The organism is Pseudonocardia sp. NPDC049154 (genome assembly GCF_040648315.1).
GTDB lineage: Bacteria > Actinomycetota > Actinomycetes > Mycobacteriales > Pseudonocardiaceae > Pseudonocardia.
In genome coordinates this window covers 161059-179463 of sequence record NZ_JBEZDN010000001.1, presented here as the reverse complement: position 1 = coordinate 179463, position 18405 = coordinate 161059, and the positions used below count along the sequence as shown (strand labels likewise).

General features: G+C 70.7%; 20 protein-coding genes and 2 pseudogenes. 16 read left to right on the top strand and 6 right to left on the bottom strand.

The window, feature by feature from the left end:
- The first annotated feature begins 21 nt into the window (after positions 1 to 21).
- From AB0B41_RS00900 to AB0B41_RS00830, 15 genes and pseudogenes are all read left to right on the top strand, one after another.
- Positions 22 to 1209 carry an acyl-CoA dehydrogenase family protein gene (locus tag AB0B41_RS00900; protein WP_358197445.1) on the top strand — a complete coding sequence of 396 codons (1188 nt, stop codon included), beginning with the start codon at positions 22 to 24 and terminating at the stop codon, positions 1207 to 1209.
- 16 nt (positions 1210 to 1225) lie between these two features.
- Positions 1226 to 1990, top strand: coding sequence for an SDR family NAD(P)-dependent oxidoreductase (locus AB0B41_RS00895; RefSeq protein WP_358197442.1), 765 nt, complete (start codon positions 1226 to 1228; stop codon positions 1988 to 1990).
- Positions 1991 to 3163, top strand: a complete 1173-nt coding sequence (locus AB0B41_RS00890; protein ID WP_358197440.1) for a thiolase family protein — start codon at positions 1991 to 1993, stop codon at positions 3161 to 3163.
- Between the two features lie 2 nt (positions 3164 to 3165).
- Positions 3166 to 4380, top strand: a complete 1215-nt coding sequence (locus tag AB0B41_RS00885) for an acetyl-CoA hydrolase/transferase C-terminal domain-containing protein (RefSeq protein WP_358197438.1) — start codon at positions 3166 to 3168, stop codon at positions 4378 to 4380.
- Positions 4377 to 5291, top strand: a complete 915-nt coding sequence (locus tag AB0B41_RS00880; protein WP_358197436.1) for a hydroxymethylglutaryl-CoA lyase — start codon at positions 4377 to 4379, stop codon at positions 5289 to 5291. The genes AB0B41_RS00885 and AB0B41_RS00880 overlap by 4 nt, the downstream gene beginning before the upstream one ends.
- A gap of 60 nt (positions 5292 to 5351) precedes the next feature.
- Positions 5352 to 6110 (top strand): SDR family oxidoreductase, encoded by a 759-nt coding sequence (locus AB0B41_RS00875; RefSeq protein ID WP_358197433.1) that lies wholly within the window; start codon positions 5352 to 5354, stop codon positions 6108 to 6110.
- Positions 6107 to 6532: an enoyl-CoA hydratase-related protein gene (locus tag AB0B41_RS00870; protein ID WP_358197431.1), complete on the top strand. Its 426-nt coding sequence runs from the start codon at positions 6107 to 6109 to the stop codon at positions 6530 to 6532. Before AB0B41_RS00875 ends, AB0B41_RS00870 begins: the two co-directional genes overlap by 4 nt.
- Positions 6475 to 6959: pseudogene (locus AB0B41_RS00865) on the top strand (enoyl-CoA hydratase-related protein). Before AB0B41_RS00870 ends, AB0B41_RS00865 begins: the two are co-directional and overlap by 58 nt.
- 15 nt (positions 6960 to 6974) lie before the next feature.
- Complete coding sequence (locus AB0B41_RS00860; protein WP_358197429.1) at positions 6975 to 7751, top strand: enoyl-CoA hydratase-related protein; 777 nt, start codon at positions 6975 to 6977, stop codon at positions 7749 to 7751.
- Positions 7752 to 7774: 23 nt separating this feature from the next.
- On the top strand, positions 7775 to 7897 hold the full coding sequence (locus tag AB0B41_RS00855) for a hypothetical protein (protein WP_358197427.1): 123 nt from the start codon (positions 7775 to 7777) through the stop codon (positions 7895 to 7897).
- Positions 7898 to 7942: 45 nt separating this feature from the next.
- Positions 7943 to 8506, top strand: a complete 564-nt coding sequence (locus AB0B41_RS00850) for an enoyl-CoA hydratase-related protein (RefSeq protein WP_358197424.1) — start codon at positions 7943 to 7945, stop codon at positions 8504 to 8506.
- A 73-nt stretch (positions 8507 to 8579) separates the two neighbouring features.
- Positions 8580 to 9428: an enoyl-CoA hydratase-related protein gene (locus AB0B41_RS00845; protein WP_358197422.1), complete on the top strand. Its 849-nt coding sequence runs from the start codon at positions 8580 to 8582 to the stop codon at positions 9426 to 9428.
- A gap of 2 nt (positions 9429 to 9430) precedes the next feature.
- Positions 9431 to 10387, top strand: coding sequence for a hypothetical protein (locus AB0B41_RS00840; protein ID WP_358197420.1), 957 nt, complete (start codon positions 9431 to 9433; stop codon positions 10385 to 10387).
- The gene (locus AB0B41_RS00835; RefSeq protein WP_358197419.1) at positions 10384 to 11409 is read left to right on the top strand and encodes a phosphotransferase family protein; all 1026 of its coding nucleotides are present in this window, start codon (positions 10384 to 10386) and stop codon (positions 11407 to 11409) included. Before AB0B41_RS00840 ends, AB0B41_RS00835 begins: the two co-directional genes overlap by 4 nt.
- A pseudogene (locus AB0B41_RS00830) lies at positions 11381 to 12477 on the top strand (CoA transferase). Before AB0B41_RS00835 ends, AB0B41_RS00830 begins: the two are co-directional and overlap by 29 nt.
- A gap of 1 nt (position 12478) precedes the next feature.
- Here AB0B41_RS00830 and AB0B41_RS00825 read toward each other — a convergent pair.
- Both AB0B41_RS00825 and AB0B41_RS00820 read right to left on the bottom strand, forming a co-directional pair.
- Positions 12479 to 13381: an SDR family oxidoreductase gene (locus tag AB0B41_RS00825; protein ID WP_358197417.1), complete on the bottom strand. Its 903-nt coding sequence runs from the start codon at positions 13379 to 13381 to the stop codon at positions 12479 to 12481.
- A 52-nt stretch (positions 13382 to 13433) separates the two neighbouring features.
- On the bottom strand, positions 13434 to 14234 hold the full coding sequence (locus AB0B41_RS00820) for an enoyl-CoA hydratase-related protein (RefSeq protein ID WP_358197414.1): 801 nt from the start codon (positions 14232 to 14234) through the stop codon (positions 13434 to 13436).
- 146 nt (positions 14235 to 14380) lie between these two features.
- On the opposite strand from AB0B41_RS00820, the gene AB0B41_RS00815 reads away from it, so the two are divergent.
- Positions 14381 to 15040, top strand: a complete 660-nt coding sequence (locus AB0B41_RS00815; protein ID WP_358197412.1) for a TetR/AcrR family transcriptional regulator — start codon at positions 14381 to 14383, stop codon at positions 15038 to 15040.
- A 16-nt stretch (positions 15041 to 15056) separates the two neighbouring features.
- On the opposite strand, the gene AB0B41_RS00810 is transcribed toward AB0B41_RS00815, so the two are convergent.
- The 4 genes from AB0B41_RS00810 to AB0B41_RS00795 are packed head-to-tail and all read right to left on the bottom strand — an operon-like array spanning position 15057 to position 18318.
- The gene (locus AB0B41_RS00810) at positions 15057 to 16211 is read right to left on the bottom strand and encodes an acyl-CoA dehydrogenase family protein (RefSeq protein WP_358197410.1); all 1155 of its coding nucleotides are present in this window, start codon (positions 16209 to 16211) and stop codon (positions 15057 to 15059) included.
- Positions 16211 to 17206 carry a nitronate monooxygenase gene (locus AB0B41_RS00805; protein ID WP_358197407.1) on the bottom strand — a complete coding sequence of 332 codons (996 nt, stop codon included), beginning with the start codon at positions 17204 to 17206 and terminating at the stop codon, positions 16211 to 16213. The genes AB0B41_RS00810 and AB0B41_RS00805 overlap by 1 nt, the downstream gene beginning before the upstream one ends.
- Positions 17207 to 17258: 52 nt before the next feature.
- On the bottom strand, positions 17259 to 17852 hold the full coding sequence (locus AB0B41_RS00800) for a PaaI family thioesterase (RefSeq protein ID WP_358197405.1): 594 nt from the start codon (positions 17850 to 17852) through the stop codon (positions 17259 to 17261).
- 10 nt (positions 17853 to 17862) lie between these two features.
- Positions 17863 to 18318, bottom strand: coding sequence for a MaoC family dehydratase (locus tag AB0B41_RS00795; protein WP_358197404.1), 456 nt, complete (start codon positions 18316 to 18318; stop codon positions 17863 to 17865).
- Positions 18319 to 18405: the final 87 nt, after the last annotated feature.

Sequence of the window (18405 nt, the reverse complement as noted above, 5' to 3'; positions counted from 1 at the left end):
TCAGACCGATACCAAGACGACGTGGTCCTTGGAGGGGCGCGATGGATTTTCGAGCTCACGGACGATCAGGCGACGATCCGGGACGCGGTCCGGGACCTCGCAGGCAAGTTCGACGATCAGTACTGGATGGAGCACGACCGGGACAAGGAGTTCCCGACCGAGTTCTACGACGCATTGGCGTCGGGCGGCTGGCTCGGCATCACCACACCTGAGGAGTACGGCGGACACGGATTCGGGATCACCGAGGCCTCCATCCTCATCGAGGAGGTCGCCAAGTCCGGCGGTGGCATGAACGCGGCCAGCTCCATCCACCTGTCGATCTTCGGCATGCACCCGGTGATCAAGCACGGCTCGGAGGAGTTGAAGCAGCGCACGCTGCCGCGGATCGTCGACGGCTCGCTGCACGTCTGCTTCGGCGTGACCGAGCCGGGCGCGGGCCTGGACACCACCCGGATCACCACGTTCGCCAAGCGCGAGGGTGATCACTACCGCGTCAACGGCCGCAAGGTGTGGATCTCCAAGGCGATGGAGTCCGAGAAGGTCCTGCTGCTGACCCGCACCCAGAAGGTGGACGAGGTCGCGAAGAAGACGGACGGCATGACGCTGTTCCTCACAGACCTGGACCGCTCCAAGATCGACATCCGGCCCATCCCGAAGATGGGGCGCAACGCGGTGACGTCCAACGAGCTGTTCATCGACGACCTGATCGTCCCCGTGGAGGACCGAGTCGGCGAGGAAGGCCAGGGCTTCACGTACATCCTCGACGGGCTCAACCCGGAGCGGATGCTGGTCGCCGCCGAGGCTCTCGGGATCGGCCGGGTCGCGCTGAACCGCGCGGTCACCTACGGCAACCAGCGCGAGGTGTTCGGCCGTCAGATCGGCATGAACCAGGGCATCCAGTTCCCCCTGGCGGACTCGCTGGCCCACCTCGACGCGGCCGAGCTCATCCTGCGCAAGGCGACCTGGCTCTACGACCAGGGCAAGCCGTGCGGCCGCGAGGCCAACACCGCGAAGTACCTGTGCGCCGAGGCGGGCTTCCAGGCCGCCGACCGGGCCCTGCAGGCCCACGGCGGCATGGGGTACTCCGAGGAGTACAACGTCGCCCGATACTTCCGCGAGGCCCGGCTGATGAGGATCGCCCCGCTGTCGCAGGAGATGGTGCTCAACTACCTGGGCTCGCACGTGCTGGGCCTGCCCCGCAGCTACTAGGAATGGGGAGCTACTGATGCCCGCACTCGACGTCTTCTCGCTCGACGGTCGCGCCGCGCTCGTCACCGGTGCCGGTGGTGGCATCGGCGCCTCGGTCGCGCACGCCTTCTCCCGCGCCGGTGCGGCCGTCATGGTCACTGATGTGAACGAGGACGCGGCTCGTGTCGTCGCCAAACAGATCGTCGAGGCGGGGGGCGTCGCGGACAGTCAGGTGCTCGACGTCCGGGATCGCGCGGCTGCCGACGCAGCTGCGGCGAAGGCCGCTGATCTCGGCGGTGGTGCGATGCACATCGTCGTGAACAATGCGGGAGCGATCTCGCCAGCGATGTTCCCGAAGCTCACCGAGGACGCCTTCCGGCGGATCGTCGAGATCCACCTGGTGGGCTCGTTCACCGTCTCGCAGGCGGCGCTGCCGTTCCTCGCCGACGACGGGTCGGGCCGCATCCTCAACGTCACCTCGGCGGCCGGGCTGGTCGGCACGATCGGTCAGGCCAACTACGGCGCCGCCAAGGCCGGGATCGTCGGGCTCACCAAGTCCCTGGCCAAGGAGCTCGCCCGCAGGCAGATCACCGTGAACGCGCTGGCCCCGCTGGCCGCGACGGCGATGACCCAGAACATCCGGGACAACGAAAAGCTCGCGGCCAAGACGCTGGAGCGGATCCCGCTCCAGCGGTGGGCGGACCCGGACGAGATCGCAGCGAGCTTCGTCTTCCTCGCCTCGCCCGCAGCCGGATACATCACCGGCCAGGTGCTGCCGGTCGACGGCGGGACGGTGATCTGAGTGCCGCTGCAGGGCCGGGACGTCTTCGTCGTCGAAGGCGCGCGGACGCCGTTCGGCAGGTCCCACCCGGAGAAGGGGTGGTTCCGCGACACCCACCCCAACGAGCTCCTCGGCGCGGTCTACCGCGACCTGCTCGGCCGCGCCGGCATCGCCCCCACGGTGGTCGAGGACCTCGTGGTGGGCTGCACCGCCCCCTTCGGCGAGCAGTCGCGCAACATCGCCCGCAACGCCTGGCTGCAGGAGGGCTACCCGCCCGAGATCCCCGCCGTCGTGCTGGACCGGCGCTGCGGGTCCGCGCAGACGGCGAGCGAGATGGCCGCGTCGCTGATCGCCTCCGGGGTGCACGACGTGGTGATTGCCGCCGGTGTCGAGCACATGGGCCACGTGCCCATGAACTCGCCCGCCAAGATCTCCGAGCTCTACGGCGAGCCGTGGACGGCGAAGATGTGGGAGCGGTACGACTTCGTCTCGCAGGGCGAGAGCGCCGAGCTGATCGCCGAGAGGTGGGAGCTGTCCCGCGAGGAGATGGACGACTTCGCCGCGCGGTCGCACCGGCTGGCCGCGGAGGCCATCGAGTCGGGCAGGCTCGAGGACGAGCTGATCGACTGGGAGCTCGACGGCGAGGTCCGCCGCGGTGACCAGACCGTGCGGCCGGGCACCACCACCGAGACCCTCGCGGGGCTCAAGACCGTGTTCCGCCCCGAGAACGGCCGTATCACCGCGGGGTCCTCCTCGCCGATCTGCGACGGGGCAGCGGGTGTCCTGCTCGCGTCCCGCCGGGCCGTGGACGAGCACGGGCTCACCCCGCGGGCGAAGATCCTCGACCAGACCACCGTGGGTGTCGACCCGATCATCATGCTGACCGGCCCCATCCCGGCCACGCACAAGCTGCTCGAGCGCAACGGGCTCAGCATCTCCGACATCGACCTGTTCGAGGTCAACGAGGCGTTCAGCTCCGTCGTGCTCGCCTGGCAGCGCGAGCACAAGCCGGACATGGACCGGGTCAACGTCAACGGCGGCGCCATCGCAATCGGCCACCCCGTCGGGGCGACCGGCGGGCGGCTGCTGGCCACGATCGTCGCGGAGATGGAGCGCAGGGACGTCGAGCTGGGCCTGGTCACCATGTGCTGCGGCGGTGGGCTCGGCACGGCGACCCTGCTGCAGCGGGTCTGACCATGATCGACCTGCGGCCGCACATCCGGGAGGGCGACGGCGTCTGGTGGAGCCAGGCCGGGGCGGAGGCCACTCCACTGGTCGACGCACTGCTCGACCAGGTGGCCGACATCGGCCCGGTGCGGGCATTCTGCGGGCTGAGCTTCAACCGGCGACTGCGCGAGGTGCCCTCGCAGCTCACCCTGGCCTCGTACGGCGCGATGGGGGAGCTCAGGAGGGCCCGTAACCTGCAGGTGGTACCGGCCCACTACTCGGTGCTGCCGCGGCTCTTCGCCGAACGGGCCCTGCCCGGGGATGTCGGGCTGGTTCAGGTGTCCCCGCCGGGGCCGGACGGCGTGTGCTCTCTGGGCATCGGCGTGGACTACGCCGGGGACGCGGTGCGGCACAGCAGGGTCCTGATCGGCGAGGTCAACCACCGGATGCCCCCCAGCACCGGCACGCCCGGCATCCCGATGGACCGCTTCGCCGCGACGATCGAGACGGACCGGCCGCTCCCGGAGGCCCCGGACCGCGCGCCGGACGCCGTGGACGAGGCCGTAGCCGCCCGCGTCGCCGAGCTGGTCGAGGACGGGGACACCGTGCAGATGGGCGTCGGCTCCCTGCCGACGGCGATCATGGACGGCCTCGTCGGACACCGTGACCTCGGTTTCCATTCCGGCATGCTCACCGACGGGGTGCTGCGGCTGGTGGAGAAGGGCGTGCTCACCGGGCGGCGCAAGGAGATCGACGAGGGCCTGCTGGTCACCGGCACCGCGATCGGCAGCGCTCATCTCTACGCCCGCATCGGAGAGCTGCCCGTGCTCTTCCGGCCCGCGAGCTACACCCACGACCCCGGCGTCCTCGCCCGGCTGCGCCACCTCGTCGCGATCAACTCCGCGATCGAGGTGGACCTGTCCGGGCAGGTCAACGGCGAGGCCGTCGGCGGACGCTACCTCGGCGGGATCGGCGGCCAGGCGGACTTCTCCGGCGCCGCCGCCCGCACCGGCGCCCGCTCGATCATCGCGCTGCGCTCCACGGCCGGCGCGGCCTCGACGATCGTGCCGCGGCTGCGCGGGCCGGTCAGCACCGGCCGCGCCGACGTCGATGCCGTCGTGACCGAGCACGGGACCGCCTGGCTGCGGGGCTGTCCGCACGGCGAGTACGGCGAGCGGCTCGTCGCCGTGGCCGCCCCCGAACACCGAGACGACCTCTACCGAACCCTCCGGGGGGAATCGTGACCAGACCGGACAAGGTCCACATCCGCGAGGTGGGACCGCGCGACGGCTTCCAGAACGAGCCCGAGCACATCCCCACGGACGACAAGATCCGCCTGATCGACGCGCTGGGCCGCTCCGGGTTCACCCGCATCGAGGTGGCGAGCTTCGTGCGGCCGGACGTCATTCCCCAGCTGTCCGACGGCGTCGAGGTGCTCAACCGCATCGACGTACCGGAGGACGTGCGGCTGATGGTGCTGGTCCCGAACAGCAAGGGTCTGGACAACGCCCTGAAGGTGCGGGAGAAGTTCCACGACGCCGCGATCTTCGTGAGCGCGTCGGAGACGCACAACAAGAAGAACGTCAACCGTGCGATCGCGGACACCATGGCGGACAACGACGTCATGGCCAAGCGGATCCGCAGCGAGGGCCTGGGCTGCGCGGCGGTCATCGCCACCTCGTTCGGCTGCCCCTACGAGGGCAAGGTCGAGATGGAGCAGGTGCTATCCCTCGCCGAGCGCTTCGCCGAGGCGGGCGCCACCGAGGTCGGCTTCGGTGACACCACCGGCATGTGCAACCCGGCCTACGCCCGGGACTTCTTCGCCGCGGCCCTCGAGCGGCTGCCCGGCGTCGAGGTCACCGCGCACTTCCACAACACCCGCGGGCAGGGGCTGGCCAACGCGTATGCCGCGCTCGAGGCCGGCTGCACCAGCTTCGAGTCCAGCTTCGGCGAGCTGGGCGGCTGCCCGGTCCCGAAGGGCTCGACGGGCAACATCGCCACCGAGGACCTGGTGAGCATGTTCCACGAGATGGACGTCGACACCGGGATCGACCTGCCGAGTGTCATCGAGGCGGCACGCGAGGCGCAGCGCGTGCTCGGCCGCACCCTGACCAGCCACTCGCTCATCGCGGGGCCGATCGACTGGCACCTGTAGAGCGCCTGAACCCACCCGGCCTGAACCCGACACTGCACTCCCCGACGAAGAGGACCACCCATGAGTAACCGCACCGCGTTCGTCACCGGCGGCGCCCAGGGCATCGGCAAGGGCATCACCACCACGCTGGGCGCGCACGGCTTCGCCGTCGCCGTCGTGGACCTGAACACCGAGGCCGCCCAGGCCACGGCGACCGAGATCACCGAGGCCGGCGGTCGGGCGATCGCCGTGCAGGCCGACGTGACCGACACGGCGTCGGTGCAGGCCGCGGTCAAGACCGTCACCGAGGAGCTCGGCCCCATCGAGGTCGCGGTGAACAACGCGGGCTGGGACGACTTCATGCCGTTCCTGAAGACCACCGAGGACTTCTGGGACCGGATCCTGGAGATCAACTTCAAGGGTATGCTCCGGGTCACCCACTCCGTCGTGCCGGGCATGGTCGAGCGCGGTTTCGGGCGCGTGATCAACATCGGCTCGGACGCCGGCCGCGTGGGCTCCTCGCTCGAGGCGGTCTACTCGGGCGCCAAGGGTGGCACCATCGCCTTCACCAAGACCCTGGCCCGCGAGGTCGCGACCAAGGGCGTCACCGCCAACACGGTCTGCCCCGGCCCGACGGACACCCCGGCGCTGCGCAAGTTCGCCGACGCGTCCGGCCAGGACGCGGACAAGGTGATCGGCGGGATGACCCGGGCGGTCCCGATGAAGCGGTTGGGGCTGCCGGAGGACGTCGCGGCCGCCGTCGCGTTCTTCGCCTCCGACGCTGCCGGGTACATCACGGGCCAGACGCTGTCCGTCAGCGGCGGCCTCACGATGGCGTGAGGGTCTCCGGACCACGCGAGCCGGTGGAATGGGCGGATGTCGGCAAGGCCCATGGGTACACCGACATCCGCCTGGGCCACTCCGGAGACGGCATCGCCAAGATCACGATCTGCCGGCCGGAGGTGCGCAACGCCTTCCGGCCGCAGACCCTGATCGAGGTCTCCGACGCGCTGACCCGCTCGCGGGAGGACGGCACGATCGGCGTGATCGTGCTGACCGGGGAGGGGCCGGCCGCGTTCTGCTCGGGCGGCGACCAACGCGTCCGCGGCGATACCGGTACCTGGAGGAGCCCGGTGGCGTCGGCCGGTTCCACGTCACGGACCTGCACGTGCAGATACGCAGGCTGCCCAAGCCCGTCGTCGCGATGGTGGCGGGCTACGCCATCGGCGGCGGGCACGTGCTGCACCTGGTGTGCGACCTGACGATCGCGGCGGACAACGCCCGATTCGGCCAGGTCGGGCCGAAGGTCGGCTCCTTCGACGGCGGCTACGGTGCCGCGTTGCTCGCCCAGCAGGTAGGACAGAGCGCGCCAAGGAGTTCTGGCTCCTCTGCGAGCAGTACGACGCCGCAGAGGCGCTTGAGATGGGCCTCGGGATTACCGTCGTGCCGCTTGCCGAGCTCGAGACGGAGACCGTCGCCTGGTGTCGCCGGATGCTACGGCTCTCCCCGATGGCGCTGCGGCTGAGCAAGGCGAGCTTCCACGCGGCGGAGGACGGTCTCGCGGGCATCCAGCAGCTTGCCCATGACACCAACCTGCTCTTCTACGCCTCGGAGGAGGCGCAGGAGGGCCGCGAGGCGTACAAGGCGAAGGCGGGCCCCCGACTTCGACCGTTTCCCCGCCGCGCCTGACCGAGAGGACCGACCATGACCGACGCATCCGTGGTGACCTGGGAGGACGCCGCCCACGGCGTCCTCGTCGCGACGATGGACCGCAAGCCCGCCAACGCCCTCGGTCCGCCGATCATCGACGGGCTCAACGCCCTGGTCGACGAGGCCGAGCAGCGCGGGACACGGGTACTCGTGCTCACCTCGGCCATCCCCGGGTTCTTCGCCGCGGGCGCCGACATCAAGCACATGGGCGGCATCGACGCGGATTCCTTCCGCGCCTACGGCAACCGGTTGCGCGGTGCGGTGGAGCGGCTGGCCGGGGCCGACCTGGTGAGCATCGCGGCCGTCGAGGGCGTCGCGTTGGGCGGGGGGCTCGAGCTCGCGATGGCGTGCACCATGCGGGTCTCGGGCGCCGAGGCGAAGTACGGCCTTCCCGAGGTCCGGCTCGGTCTGATCCCGGGCGCCGCGGGTACCCAGCGGCTGCCGCGGCTGGTCGGCAGGGGCCGGGCGATCGACATCATGGCCACCGCCCGTCAGGTCCCCGCCGACGAGGCAAAGGCGATCGGCCTCGTCGACCGTCTGGTGACCGCCGGTGGTGCCCGCGAGGCCGCCTTGCAGCTCGCCGAGGAGCTGGCCGCGCTGTCCCGGCCTGCGATCACCGCCGTGATCAACACTGTCGATGCGGCGTTCGATCTCCCGTTCGCCGAGGGGCAGAGATACGAGATCGACGAGATCCAGGGCCTGTTCGAGCACGGCGAGGCGCGTGAGGGCCTCACCGCGTTCCTCGAGAAGCGGTCGCCGAAGTTTGCCTGAGCCCGATCGAGAGGACGACACCGATGTCGGACGAGGGACACACGACACTGGGGCTGGAACGGCCACGCGACGGCGTCGTCGTCCTCACCCTGGACCGCCCGGAGCGGCTCAATGCCATGACGGCGACCATGTTCGACGAGCTATAGACGGTCGCCCGAGCTCTCGACCGTGAGGAGGGGCTCCGGGTCCTGGTGCTGACCGGCGCCGGGAAGGCCTTCTGCGCCGGCTACGACCTCGCCGACGCGGAGCAGCTGCCCGGCCTCGGCGCGCTGGGCATGCTCGAGCTGCAGGAGAAAGCGGCGCGGGCACTGGCGGCACTCCGTGGTATCCGGGTCCCGGTCATCGCCGCGGTCAACGGGGCGGCGGCAGGCGGGGGGCTGTCCCTGGCGCTCGCTGCGGACATCCGGCTGGGTTCGCGGCGGGCGAGGTTCAACGCGGCATTCGTGAAGATCGGGCTGTCGGCGGGTGATCTCGGCGCGTCCTGGCTGCTGCCGAGGTTGATAGGACCTGCGGCGGCCGCCGAGTTCGTCTACTCCGGCCGCATGATGGGTGCCGAGGAGGCCGAGCGCACCGGTCTGGTCAATCGCGTGGTGCCCGAGGAGGACCTGCTGGCCACCGCGCTGGAGATGGCCGAGCAGATCTGCGGCAACTCTCCGGGCGGGTGCAGCTGTCCAAGCGGGCGTTGCAGGCGAACATGGAGGTCACCTCCTACGCCGCGGCGCTCGAACTGGAGAATCGCGGGCAGGCCCTGCTGACCCGGAGCGAGGACATGACGGAGGCCCTGACGGCGTTCCGCGACGGCCGCGCCCCGACCTTCCGAGGCCGTTGATGACTGCCACGGACAGCCCGACCGTGCCGACCGCGCCCGCCCGCACGGTGATCGAGCTGGAGACCCTCCTCCTCGAGCTGCGGGCGGACGGGGTCGCCGGGCTGACGGTGAACCGACCGGGCCGGGCGAACTCGCAGACCGTCACGATGTTCCACGAGTTCACGGACGCAGCCCTCGCGGTGCGGGACACCGGCGCCCGGGCGCTGATCCTGCGCGGCGCGGGGGACCGGGCGTTCTGCTCCGGCTTCGACCTCGCCGAGGTCGGCGCCATCCAGCAGATGGGGGTCCGGGAGTTCCTCCGTTTCCAGGAGGCCGCGACCGGCGGCCTGGCCGCGATCAGGCAACTGCCGTTCCCCGTCATCGCCGCGATCCACGGCCCCGCGGTCGGCGGTGGGCTGGCGCTCGCGCTGGCCGCCGACATCCGTCTCGCCGCCCCCACAGCCAAGCTGTCGTGTGCGTTCGTTCGCGTGGGCTTGTCCTGCGGCGAGCTCGGCACGTCCTGGCAGCTGACCCGATTGCTCGGCTACGGGCGAGCGGCCGAGCTGGGCTTCACCGGCCGGATCGTCGGCGCCGCCGAGGCGGAGCGGATCGGCCTGGTGAACCGCGTCGTGCCGAGCGAGGACCTGTTCGCCGAGGCCGACGCCCTGGCTGCGGCGATCGCCGGCAACTCGCCGGGCGGTGTCCGGATGTCGAAGCGGGCCCTGCTGCGCAACCAGGAGATCTCCTCGTACGGGGCGGCCCTGGAGTTGGAGAACCGCGGGCAGGCGCTACTCACCTGTACCGAGGACATGCCCGAGGCCCTCGCCGCGTTCACCGAGGGCCGTGCGTCCCGTTTCACCGGGAGGTAGCGATGACCGCCATGACTCCGTCCGGGCTCCACGTCCCCGACCCCGGCTTCGGCCCTCACGACGACCTCCGCCACTGGCCGACCAGTCCCGGTGGCAGGATGCGCGACTCCCTGTTCTGGGAGATGATCATGCCTGACGAGCGGCTCGGAGCGCAGGTCTACCTGTACCTGACCGACCGCGGGAAGTCCGGGTTCAACGTCGCGGTGTGGGGCCCGGACGCCGAGCCGCTGGCCTTGGAGCTCGACGGCGGCACCGTGCCGGAGGACATGGACTTCGACGACTTCCGGCTGAAGGGCCTGACGGTGCGGCAGCCGGAGCTGCGACGCACCGCCGAGGTGACCTACGAGAGCGAGAAGGTGCGCCTGAAGTACCACTTCGAGGCGATCCAGGACGCCTTCAGCTACCGCAGCAACCCGGGCGGCCTGCCCGAGTGGTTCGCCGCCAACCGCCTGGAGCAGACGGGCCGGGTGAGCGGCTTCCTCGAGGTCGCGGGGCGCCGCATCGAGTGGGACCGGCGGATGGGCCACCGCGACCACTCCTGGGGCAACCGGGACTGGGGCGTGCCGCACCACTGGAAGTGGTCCGTCGCCTACACCGACTCCGGACGCGCGATCAACGGCTGGATCTGGATCGCGGGCGGCGAGTGGGGCTTCGCCGGCTCCGTGCTCAAGGACGGCGTGACGATCCCGGTGTCACACATCGAGCACCACGCCACCTACCAGGACGACATGTCCCAGAAGCGGCTCGAGGCCACCCTCGTCGACACCGCGGGCGGCCGGACCGAGGTCACCTTCGACCGCTACGGCCTGGTCAAGCTGCCCACCAACGACAAGATGGCCACCGAGATCTGGGAGTCTGCCTGCGACGCCACGATCGACGGCGAGCCGGCCGCCGGGCAGTGGGAGACGCACTGGCCCCGCGAGTACCTGAACCACCTCGTCGCGAGCAGGAACCGGTGAGCCCTGCCGACGTGGGGGCCGGCTGGGACTGGTCGGAGGCCGACCTCGCCGCGCTGGAGACGTTCCTGGCCAAGCACGGTGTGTCGGACGGCCCGCTCACCGCGCGGCGGATCGGGGACGGGCACTCCAACCTGACCTACCTGGTCCGCGGCAGCCGCGACGTCGTCGTCCGGCGGCCGCCGCCCCCGCCGCTGCCGCCGGGCGCGCACGACGTCCTGCGCGAGGCCCGGCTGCTGACCGGCCTCGCCGGGACCGGCGTGCCCGTGCCAGAGGTGCTGGCCACGGCGGAGGCGGGGGAGGTGATCGACAGCCCGCTCTACGTGATGAGCCGCGTGCCCGGCCCGGTCATCACCACCCGCACGCCGCCGGAGCTGGCCGAGCACCGCAGCGCGATCGGCGAGTCGATGGTCGACACCCTGGCACGCCTGCACGCCGTCGACTGGCAGGCCGCCGGACTGGCCGAGATGGGCAGGCCGGAGGGCTTCAACGGGCGGCACCTGCGCCGTATGCGCCGGCTCGTCGCGGACGCCGACGGGAACCCGCCCCCGGCGTTCGCCGACATCGACGCCTGGCTCGAGGCCCACGTCCCGGCCGAGTCCGGGGCGACCCTGGTGCACAACGACTACCGGCTCGGCAACGTCATCCTCGGCCCGTCGGGCGCGGTGGCGGCGGTGCTGGACTGGGAGCTGGCGACGATCGGCGACCCGCTATTTGACGTCGGCTACTTCCTGGCCTCGTGGCCGGTCGCGGGGGAGCCGCTCACCCCGACCGCGCAGCTGGGCGCGGCCGTTCTGGAGCCCGGGTACGCGACGAGGGACGAGCTGGCCGAGCGCTACGCCGCCGCGACCGGGCGGGACCTGCCGAACCTGCGCTGGTACACCGCGCTGGCCCTGTGGAAGCTCGCGGTGCTGTACGAGTACAGCCACCGCCGCACGCTCGCCGGCCACGGCGACCCCTACTACGCGGATCCGGCGCTGGTCCGCTCGTTCCTCGATGCGGCCGAGACGGCCGCCGGGCTGTGATCCGCGAAACCGGGCGGGGGTGCGTTGGCGACGACGCGCGGACGGGAATGCGGCCTTTCAGCTGCTGAACGCGGGCAAGCGAAGCCTGCGGCTCAACCTCAAGACCGAAGCGGGCCGTGAGCTGTTCCTGCAGCTCGTGGCTCTCGCCGACGTCGTGGTGGAGAACTTCGCGCCCGGCGTACTCGACCGGCTGGGACTGTCCACGCCGCGCTGCAGGCCGCCAACGAGCGAATCGTGCTCGCCTCGGGCAAGGGCTACGGGCTCTCCGGGCCACACCGCGACCTCCGGGGCATGGACGTCACCGTCCAGGTGATGACCGCGATCGTCGCGACGACCGGCTTCCCCGACCAGGCCCCGGTCAAGGCCGGCGCCGCGGTGGTCGACTTCTCCTCGGGTGTGCACCTCGCCGCCGCGGTACTCGCTGCGCTGTTCCAGCGCGAGCGCACCGGCCGCGGCCAGCAGGTCGAGGTGGCCATGCAGGACGCGATCCTGCCGACCCTGGCATCGAACATCGGTGGTTACCTGGAGCACGGTGAGGCGTTCCCCGACCGCACGAGCAACCGGCACGGCGGCCTGGACGTGGTTCCCGACAACGTCTACCCGGCCGCCGACGGCCGGATCGCGATTCTCTGCATCCGTCCGCGGCACTGGCAGGCGCTGTGCTCGCTGATGGAGCGCGCCGACCTCGCCGACGATCCGGAGTTGGCCACCCCCGACGGCCGGGTACGTCGTATGGACGAGGTGGACGCGGCGGTGGCGGACTGGACCCGCACGCGGGAGAAGGACACGGTGTTCGCCCTGCTCCACAAGGCCGACGTGCCGGCCGCCCCGGTCCGCACGTTGTCGGAGGTGGTCGACGACGAGCACGTCCGACATCGCGGAATGCTGCGTGAGCTGACCGACGGCCAGCGGCGCTGCACGGTGTTCGGGAGCCCCTTGCGGCTCGGCGACTCCGCGCCGACCCGTCCGTCCTACCCGCCCCGCCTGGGCGAGCACTCGGATGTGGTGCTCGAGGAGTTGCTCGAGCTCGGCCGGACCGACTCGAGCAGCTCCGGCGGGACGGGGTGATCTAGCTGCGCTGTGCCTTCGGCGCTGCGCTGGCGGCCTTGCTCTTCTCCCGGGCCGCGGCCCAGTCGTCGGCGGTCATCGACGTGAGACCCGCGAAGGTGCCGGGGCCCGCGAGCATCTGCCCGCCGTCCATCGCGATGGTCTGGCCGGTCAGATAATCGCAGGCGTCGGAGAGGAGGAAGATCGTGAGGTTGGCCAGCTCCTCGATGGTTCCGGTGCGGCCCATCGGGATCTGGTCGGCCTGGGTGGCTCCGACGGAGCTCTTGTCCGTGGGGTTGAGCATCTCCCAGGCGTAGTCCGTGGGGATCGGGCCGGGGGCCACGGCATTGAGCCGAATCCCGTACCGCGCCCACTCCACGGCCAGCGACATCGTCATCGAGTGCACGGCGGCCTTGGCCATCGCCGACGGGGTGACGAACGCGGACCCGGTCCACACCCACGTCGTCAGGGTGGAAAGCACGCTGCCGGGCAGACCGGCGGCGATCCACCGTTTCCCGGCCGCGTGTGTCGTGTGGAACGACCCCTTCATGATGGTCCCGCTGACGGCCTCGAAAGCTCGCGGGCTCAGCGATTCCGTCGGGGCGATGAAGTTGGCTGCGGCGTTGTTCACCACGCTCGTGAGCGGGCCGTGCTCCTGCCAGAGTGCTTCCATCGCGGCATCGACACCGTCTCCATCACGGACGTCGACCGTCTGGATGTGGGCGGAGCCCGGCCGGGACCCGGCCGCCTCGGCGGCTGCCTCCTCGAGGACGTTCGGGCGGCGACCCCAGAGATGGACCTCGGCACCGTGCTCGACCAGGTGCCGGGCGACACCTCGACCGAGGCCGGTCCCGCCACCGGTGATGAGAATGCGCTTGCCTGCCAACAGGTCCGGCGCGAACGAGCTCCTCTTCGACTGTGTCATATCGCTCCTTCGCGAGTTCCCCGTCCGGGCCGGACCGGTCGTGCCGTTGAGCTCAGTGCGAGCGGTACTTGCCGAACTCGGGCTGGCGCTTCTCGTTGAAGGCGGTGATGCCCTCGCGCGCCTCGTCCGTCTCGCCGAACAGCTTGAGCGTGGAGTAGGCCAGGTTGCCGATGCTGATCAGGTGCTCGGTGTCGGTGTTGAACGACTGCTTGAGCACCTTCAGCGCAGTGGGGGAGTAGGTCAGCATGGTGTCCGCCCACTCGCGGACCGCCGAGCGCAGCTCCGCGGCCGGGACGACCTTGTTGACCAGGCCCCACTCCTGCGCCTCCGTGGCGCTCAGCCGCCGGAGCATGAACCAGATCTCGCGGGCCCTCTTCTCCCCCACGACCCGGGCGAGGTACCCGGAGCCGAGGCCGGCGTCGAAGGAGCCGACGCGCGGGCCGTTCTGGCCGAACGTGGCAGTGTCGGCGGCGATGGTCAGGTCGGCGAGGACGTGCAGCACGTGGCCACCGCCGATGGCGATGCCATTGACCGCTGCGACCACCGGCTTGGGAACGTCGCGGATCACCCGGTGCAGGGCTTCGACCTCGAACAGGCCAGTCTCCGAGGGACCGTAGTCCCCGGTCTCCATCCGCTGCTTCTGGTCGCCACCGGAGCAGAACGCCTTCTCGCCGGCGCCGGTCAGGGCCAGTATACCGACCTCGTCGTCCGCCCAGGCGAGCTTGAACGCGTGCACGAGCTCGTCGACCGTGCGGGCTCGGAAGGCGTTGTAGCGGTCGGGGCGATTGATCGTGATCCAGGCGAGGCCGTTGTCGACCTCGTAGGTGATGTCGGTGAACTCCTCGGGCTTCATCGTGACCTCTCCAGCGGTGAGTCTGGGCGGGGACCCAGCGGCCAGAGCAGCCGCTATTTGGCCAGACCTTTATATCATCGGTCCGATAATGCGGGAACGGCCCGCCGTCGTGTCCTCGATCGCTCGTGTGCTCGTAGCATCACGGCGTGGCAGGCGGCACGGTGCACCACGACGGGTTCGACGGAAAGGTCGACGGCAGGGCGACGCGTGCGCGGCGCCGGGACGAGACGCGCACGAGAGTGCTCGACATCGTCGAGCGCCGCCTTCGCGACGGCGAGACGTTCGCGGACATCAAGGTCGGCGAGCTGGTGGCCGAGGCCGGGCTCTCGCGGACCACGTTCTACGTCTACTTCCCGGACAAGGCCGACCTGTTGCGGGCGTGGTACGACGAGGTCAGCGACTCGATCATGGCGGCGGCGGGGCGCTGGTGGTCCCTCGACGGGACGGCGACGGTGGACGACGTGCGTGCCGTCCTGCGGGGGATCGTCGACGCGTACCGGCCGCACCCGGAGCTGATGGCGGCCACGCACGAGGCGGTGGGCTACGACCGCGGGGTGCGCGCCGCCGTCGAGGACGCGATGAGCCGCTACATCACGGGCCTGACCGAGCACATCACGGCGGGTCAGCGCGCCGGCTTCGTCGACCCCGCGCTTCCGGCCGCCGAGACGGCCTACTGGCTGCAGTGGATGGCGGAGCGGGGACTGCACCGGATGGTGCGGGTCGAGGAGGAGCGCCGGACCGACGCCCTCCTCGACGCCTACAGCCGCATCGTGTGGAACACGCTCTACGCGCCTGTGCAGCGGTGACACCTTCGCACCCCGGTCAGAACGCGACGGACTCCCGACCGAGGATCTCCCGCGAGATGATCCTCTTCTGGATCTCGGCCGTGCCGTCCGCGACCAGGTAGGCCATCACGTCGCGGAACCGCTGCTGCAGGGGGAACTCCGCGGAGTAGCCGAGGTTGCCGTGGATCTTCATCGCGGCCTCGATGGCGTCCTTGGCGACGACCGGTGGCCACCACTTGCTCATCGACGCGAGCGAGGTGTGCGGCTTCCCCTCCGCGCGCAGCCAGAGCGCCCGGTAGCACAGCCACCGGGCCGCCTCGAGGTACGTCGCGTGCTCGGCGAGCGGGAAGGACACGCCCTGGTACTCACCGATCGGCCTGCCGAACGTCTCCCGCTGGTTCGCGTACGTGGCCGCCTCGTCGAGGCTGGCCCGGGCGGCACCGAGGCACATCAGGCCGAGTGCGGCCCGACTGAAGTCGAAGTGATCCATGACCGTGTGGAAGCCTCGGCCGAGCTCGCCGATGAGGTGCTCGGTGGGCACGTGCACCTCGTCCATGTGGATCGAGCCCCAGCCGAGCGGGAGGCAGCCCATGCCCGGCATCGGGCTGACCGTGACCCCGGGAGCGTCGAGCGGCACCAGAAAACAGCTGACCCCCTTCGACCGGCTGGAGCCGGGCTCGCGCGCGTAGACCAGGGCTGCGGAGGCGTTGCACGCCCAGGTGATCGCCGTCTTCTCGCCGCTCAGCAGCCAGCCGTCGTCGATCGGTCGGGCGACCGTCGCGAGCGCACTCGCGTCCGAGCCGGACCCGGGCTCCGTCAGGGCGATCGCGACCGTCTCCCGGCCCTCGATCATCGCCGGTAGGTAGCGATCCCGGACCTCCTTGGTGCCGTGCACCAACTGTGACGCGATGAGGCCGATCTGCACCGGCGCCGAGGCGAGGTTGACGTCGCCGTAGGCCAGCGTTTCGGTGGCCAGACCGAGCAGGACCGGGTCCTCGTCGCCGGTGCCGCCGTACTCCTCGGGGAGTCCGATCCCGAGCACGCCCAGCTCGCCGAGCTTGCGGAAGACCTCGAACGGGAACTCCGTCGATCCCGCGCGCTCCCGGTAGTTCGGCAGGAGTTCCTTACGTGCGAAGTCCGCGAGCGTGGCTCGGAACTCCTCGTGCTCCTCGTCGAATGCGAACGAGACCATCAGGCGGTCACCTCCAGGACGCCGGCGGGCACGGGTCGGCCGCACGCCGCCTCGTATTCCGCCACGATGCGGTCCGCGACCTCGGCCACGGGTGCCGCGCTGTCGATCTCCCCGACGCCCTGACCGGCGCCGAAGATGTCCTTCCAGGGCTTGTGCTCGCCGTGGACGTCCGAGAAGTCGATGGTCCCGGCAGACGCCAGCTTCTCCTCGTCGAAGCCGACCGCCTTCAGGCTCTCGGTCAGCCAGCTGCAGAGGACGCCCGTCACCGCGGCGGTCGCGGTCACGTCGCCCACCCGCGCCCGGACCAGCATGTCCCGGTAGACCTCGTTCACTAGCGTCTCGCGGCACGCGATGAACCGCGTGCCCATGTAGGCGTAGTCGGCGCCGAGGACTTCGACGGCGCGGACCGCCCGCCCGGTCGAGACGGCACCGCCGACCACGATCGTGCCGTCGTAGAAGCGGCGGACCTCGTCGACGAAGGCGAACGGGGACAGGCGGCCGGTGTGCCCACCCGCTCCATGGCAGACGAGGACGAGTCCGTCCGCGCCTGCGTCGGCGGCCTTGCGCGCGTGCTCGACCGACATCACGTCGGCGAAGACGGCGCCGCCGTAGCCGTGGATCTCATCGAGCACACGCTTCGGCGAGCCGAGCGCGGTGAGGACGACGTCCGGTCGGTACTCCTGCATCAGCTCGAGCTCTGCGGCGAACCGGTCGTAGCTCTTGTGAACGATCATGCTCACGGCCCACGACGGGGCGGTGAGGTCCGCCACCCCGTCGCGGATCGCGTCGAGCCAACGGACGAGATCCTCGAACGTCCGTGCGTTCTGGGTCGGGAAGGACCCGACCAAGCCGGCCCGGCACGACTCCACGACCAGGTCGGGGCCGGATACGAGGAACATCGGGGCGACGATGACCGGCGCGCGCAGCGCCTCCTTCGTGGCCCCGTCGGTGAGTGGTCTGCGCGGGGTCGCGGCAGCGTCGACGGTCGAACCCATAGGCAGACTGTACAGCTGTCCGGACAGCTGTCCTAATATTTTGCCGAGTGGGTTAAACCGCGGCGCGGAGTGCCACGCAGAGCGCCTTCGCCTCGACGCAGAGCGCCTCGCCGTCGTGCAGTGTCGCGCGCAGGAACCGCTTGCGTCCCTCCTCTCGCTCGAACCAGGCGTCGACGCGGAGATCGCGGTCGACGAGAGTGGCGCTGCGGTAGTCGAGCTGCAGAGAGGCGGTCAGCGAGCGCGACCGCCCCGACACGGCGAGGTAACCCAGCACCTCCTCCAGGAAGAGGGCGATGGCGCCCCCGTGCGCGGTGCCGTCGCTCCCGTGGTGGTAGCGGCCGAACCGCACGGTGCCGCCGACCCGGTGATCGTCGGCGCGGTCGACGCGGAACACCGGGACGAGCGCCTGGCCGCGGCCGGGGATCCCGGCGAGCCTGCCGGTGACCTGGTCCGAGGTCGGGGCGGCCTGCTCGGTGAACCAGTCGGCGAGTGCGGACAGGTCGTCGGTGGCGGCGTCGACGAGTTCGGGATCGGGGGTCGCCGCGGCCATCGCGTCGAGGAGGCGTCGCAGCTGGACGGTCATCCGCTCGAAGCCGGCGGCGTCCTGGTCGGAGTTGACGGTGGGCGTCGCGGAGTGGTCGGTCATAGCCACGTGCTCAGACGTAGTAGCGGACGAGCCACTCGGCCACGACAGCAGGCCGTTCGGATCCCTCCAGTTCGACCACGAACGCGGTCGCGAGCTGCACGCCGCCGTCCTTGGTGTCCTCGGCGGCGACGAGCTCGGCCGCAGCACGAACCCGGCTGCCCACGGGGACCGGCGCGGTGAAACGCACCTTGTTCAGACCGTAGTTGATGCCCATCCGCTTCTTCTCGATGTGGTACGCCGACGCGGCCAGCACCGGCAGCAGGGACAGGGTGAGGAAGCCGTGAGCGATGGTGGTGCCGAAGGGGCCCTCCGCCGCACGGTCGGCGTCCACGTGGATCCACTGGTGGTCCGCGGTGGCGTCCGCGAAGAGGTCGATGTGGCTTTGCTCGACGGTCAGCCACTCGGAGGTCCCGAGCTTCTCGCCCACCAGGGCACGGATCTCGTCGAGGTCGTTGAAGACGCGCATGGAGGCAGCCTTGTCGGTCGTCGTCGGAGGGGTTGTTGCAGTTCGCGCCATGCATGGCCACGCGCGAGAACCGGCCGCCCGCGAGGA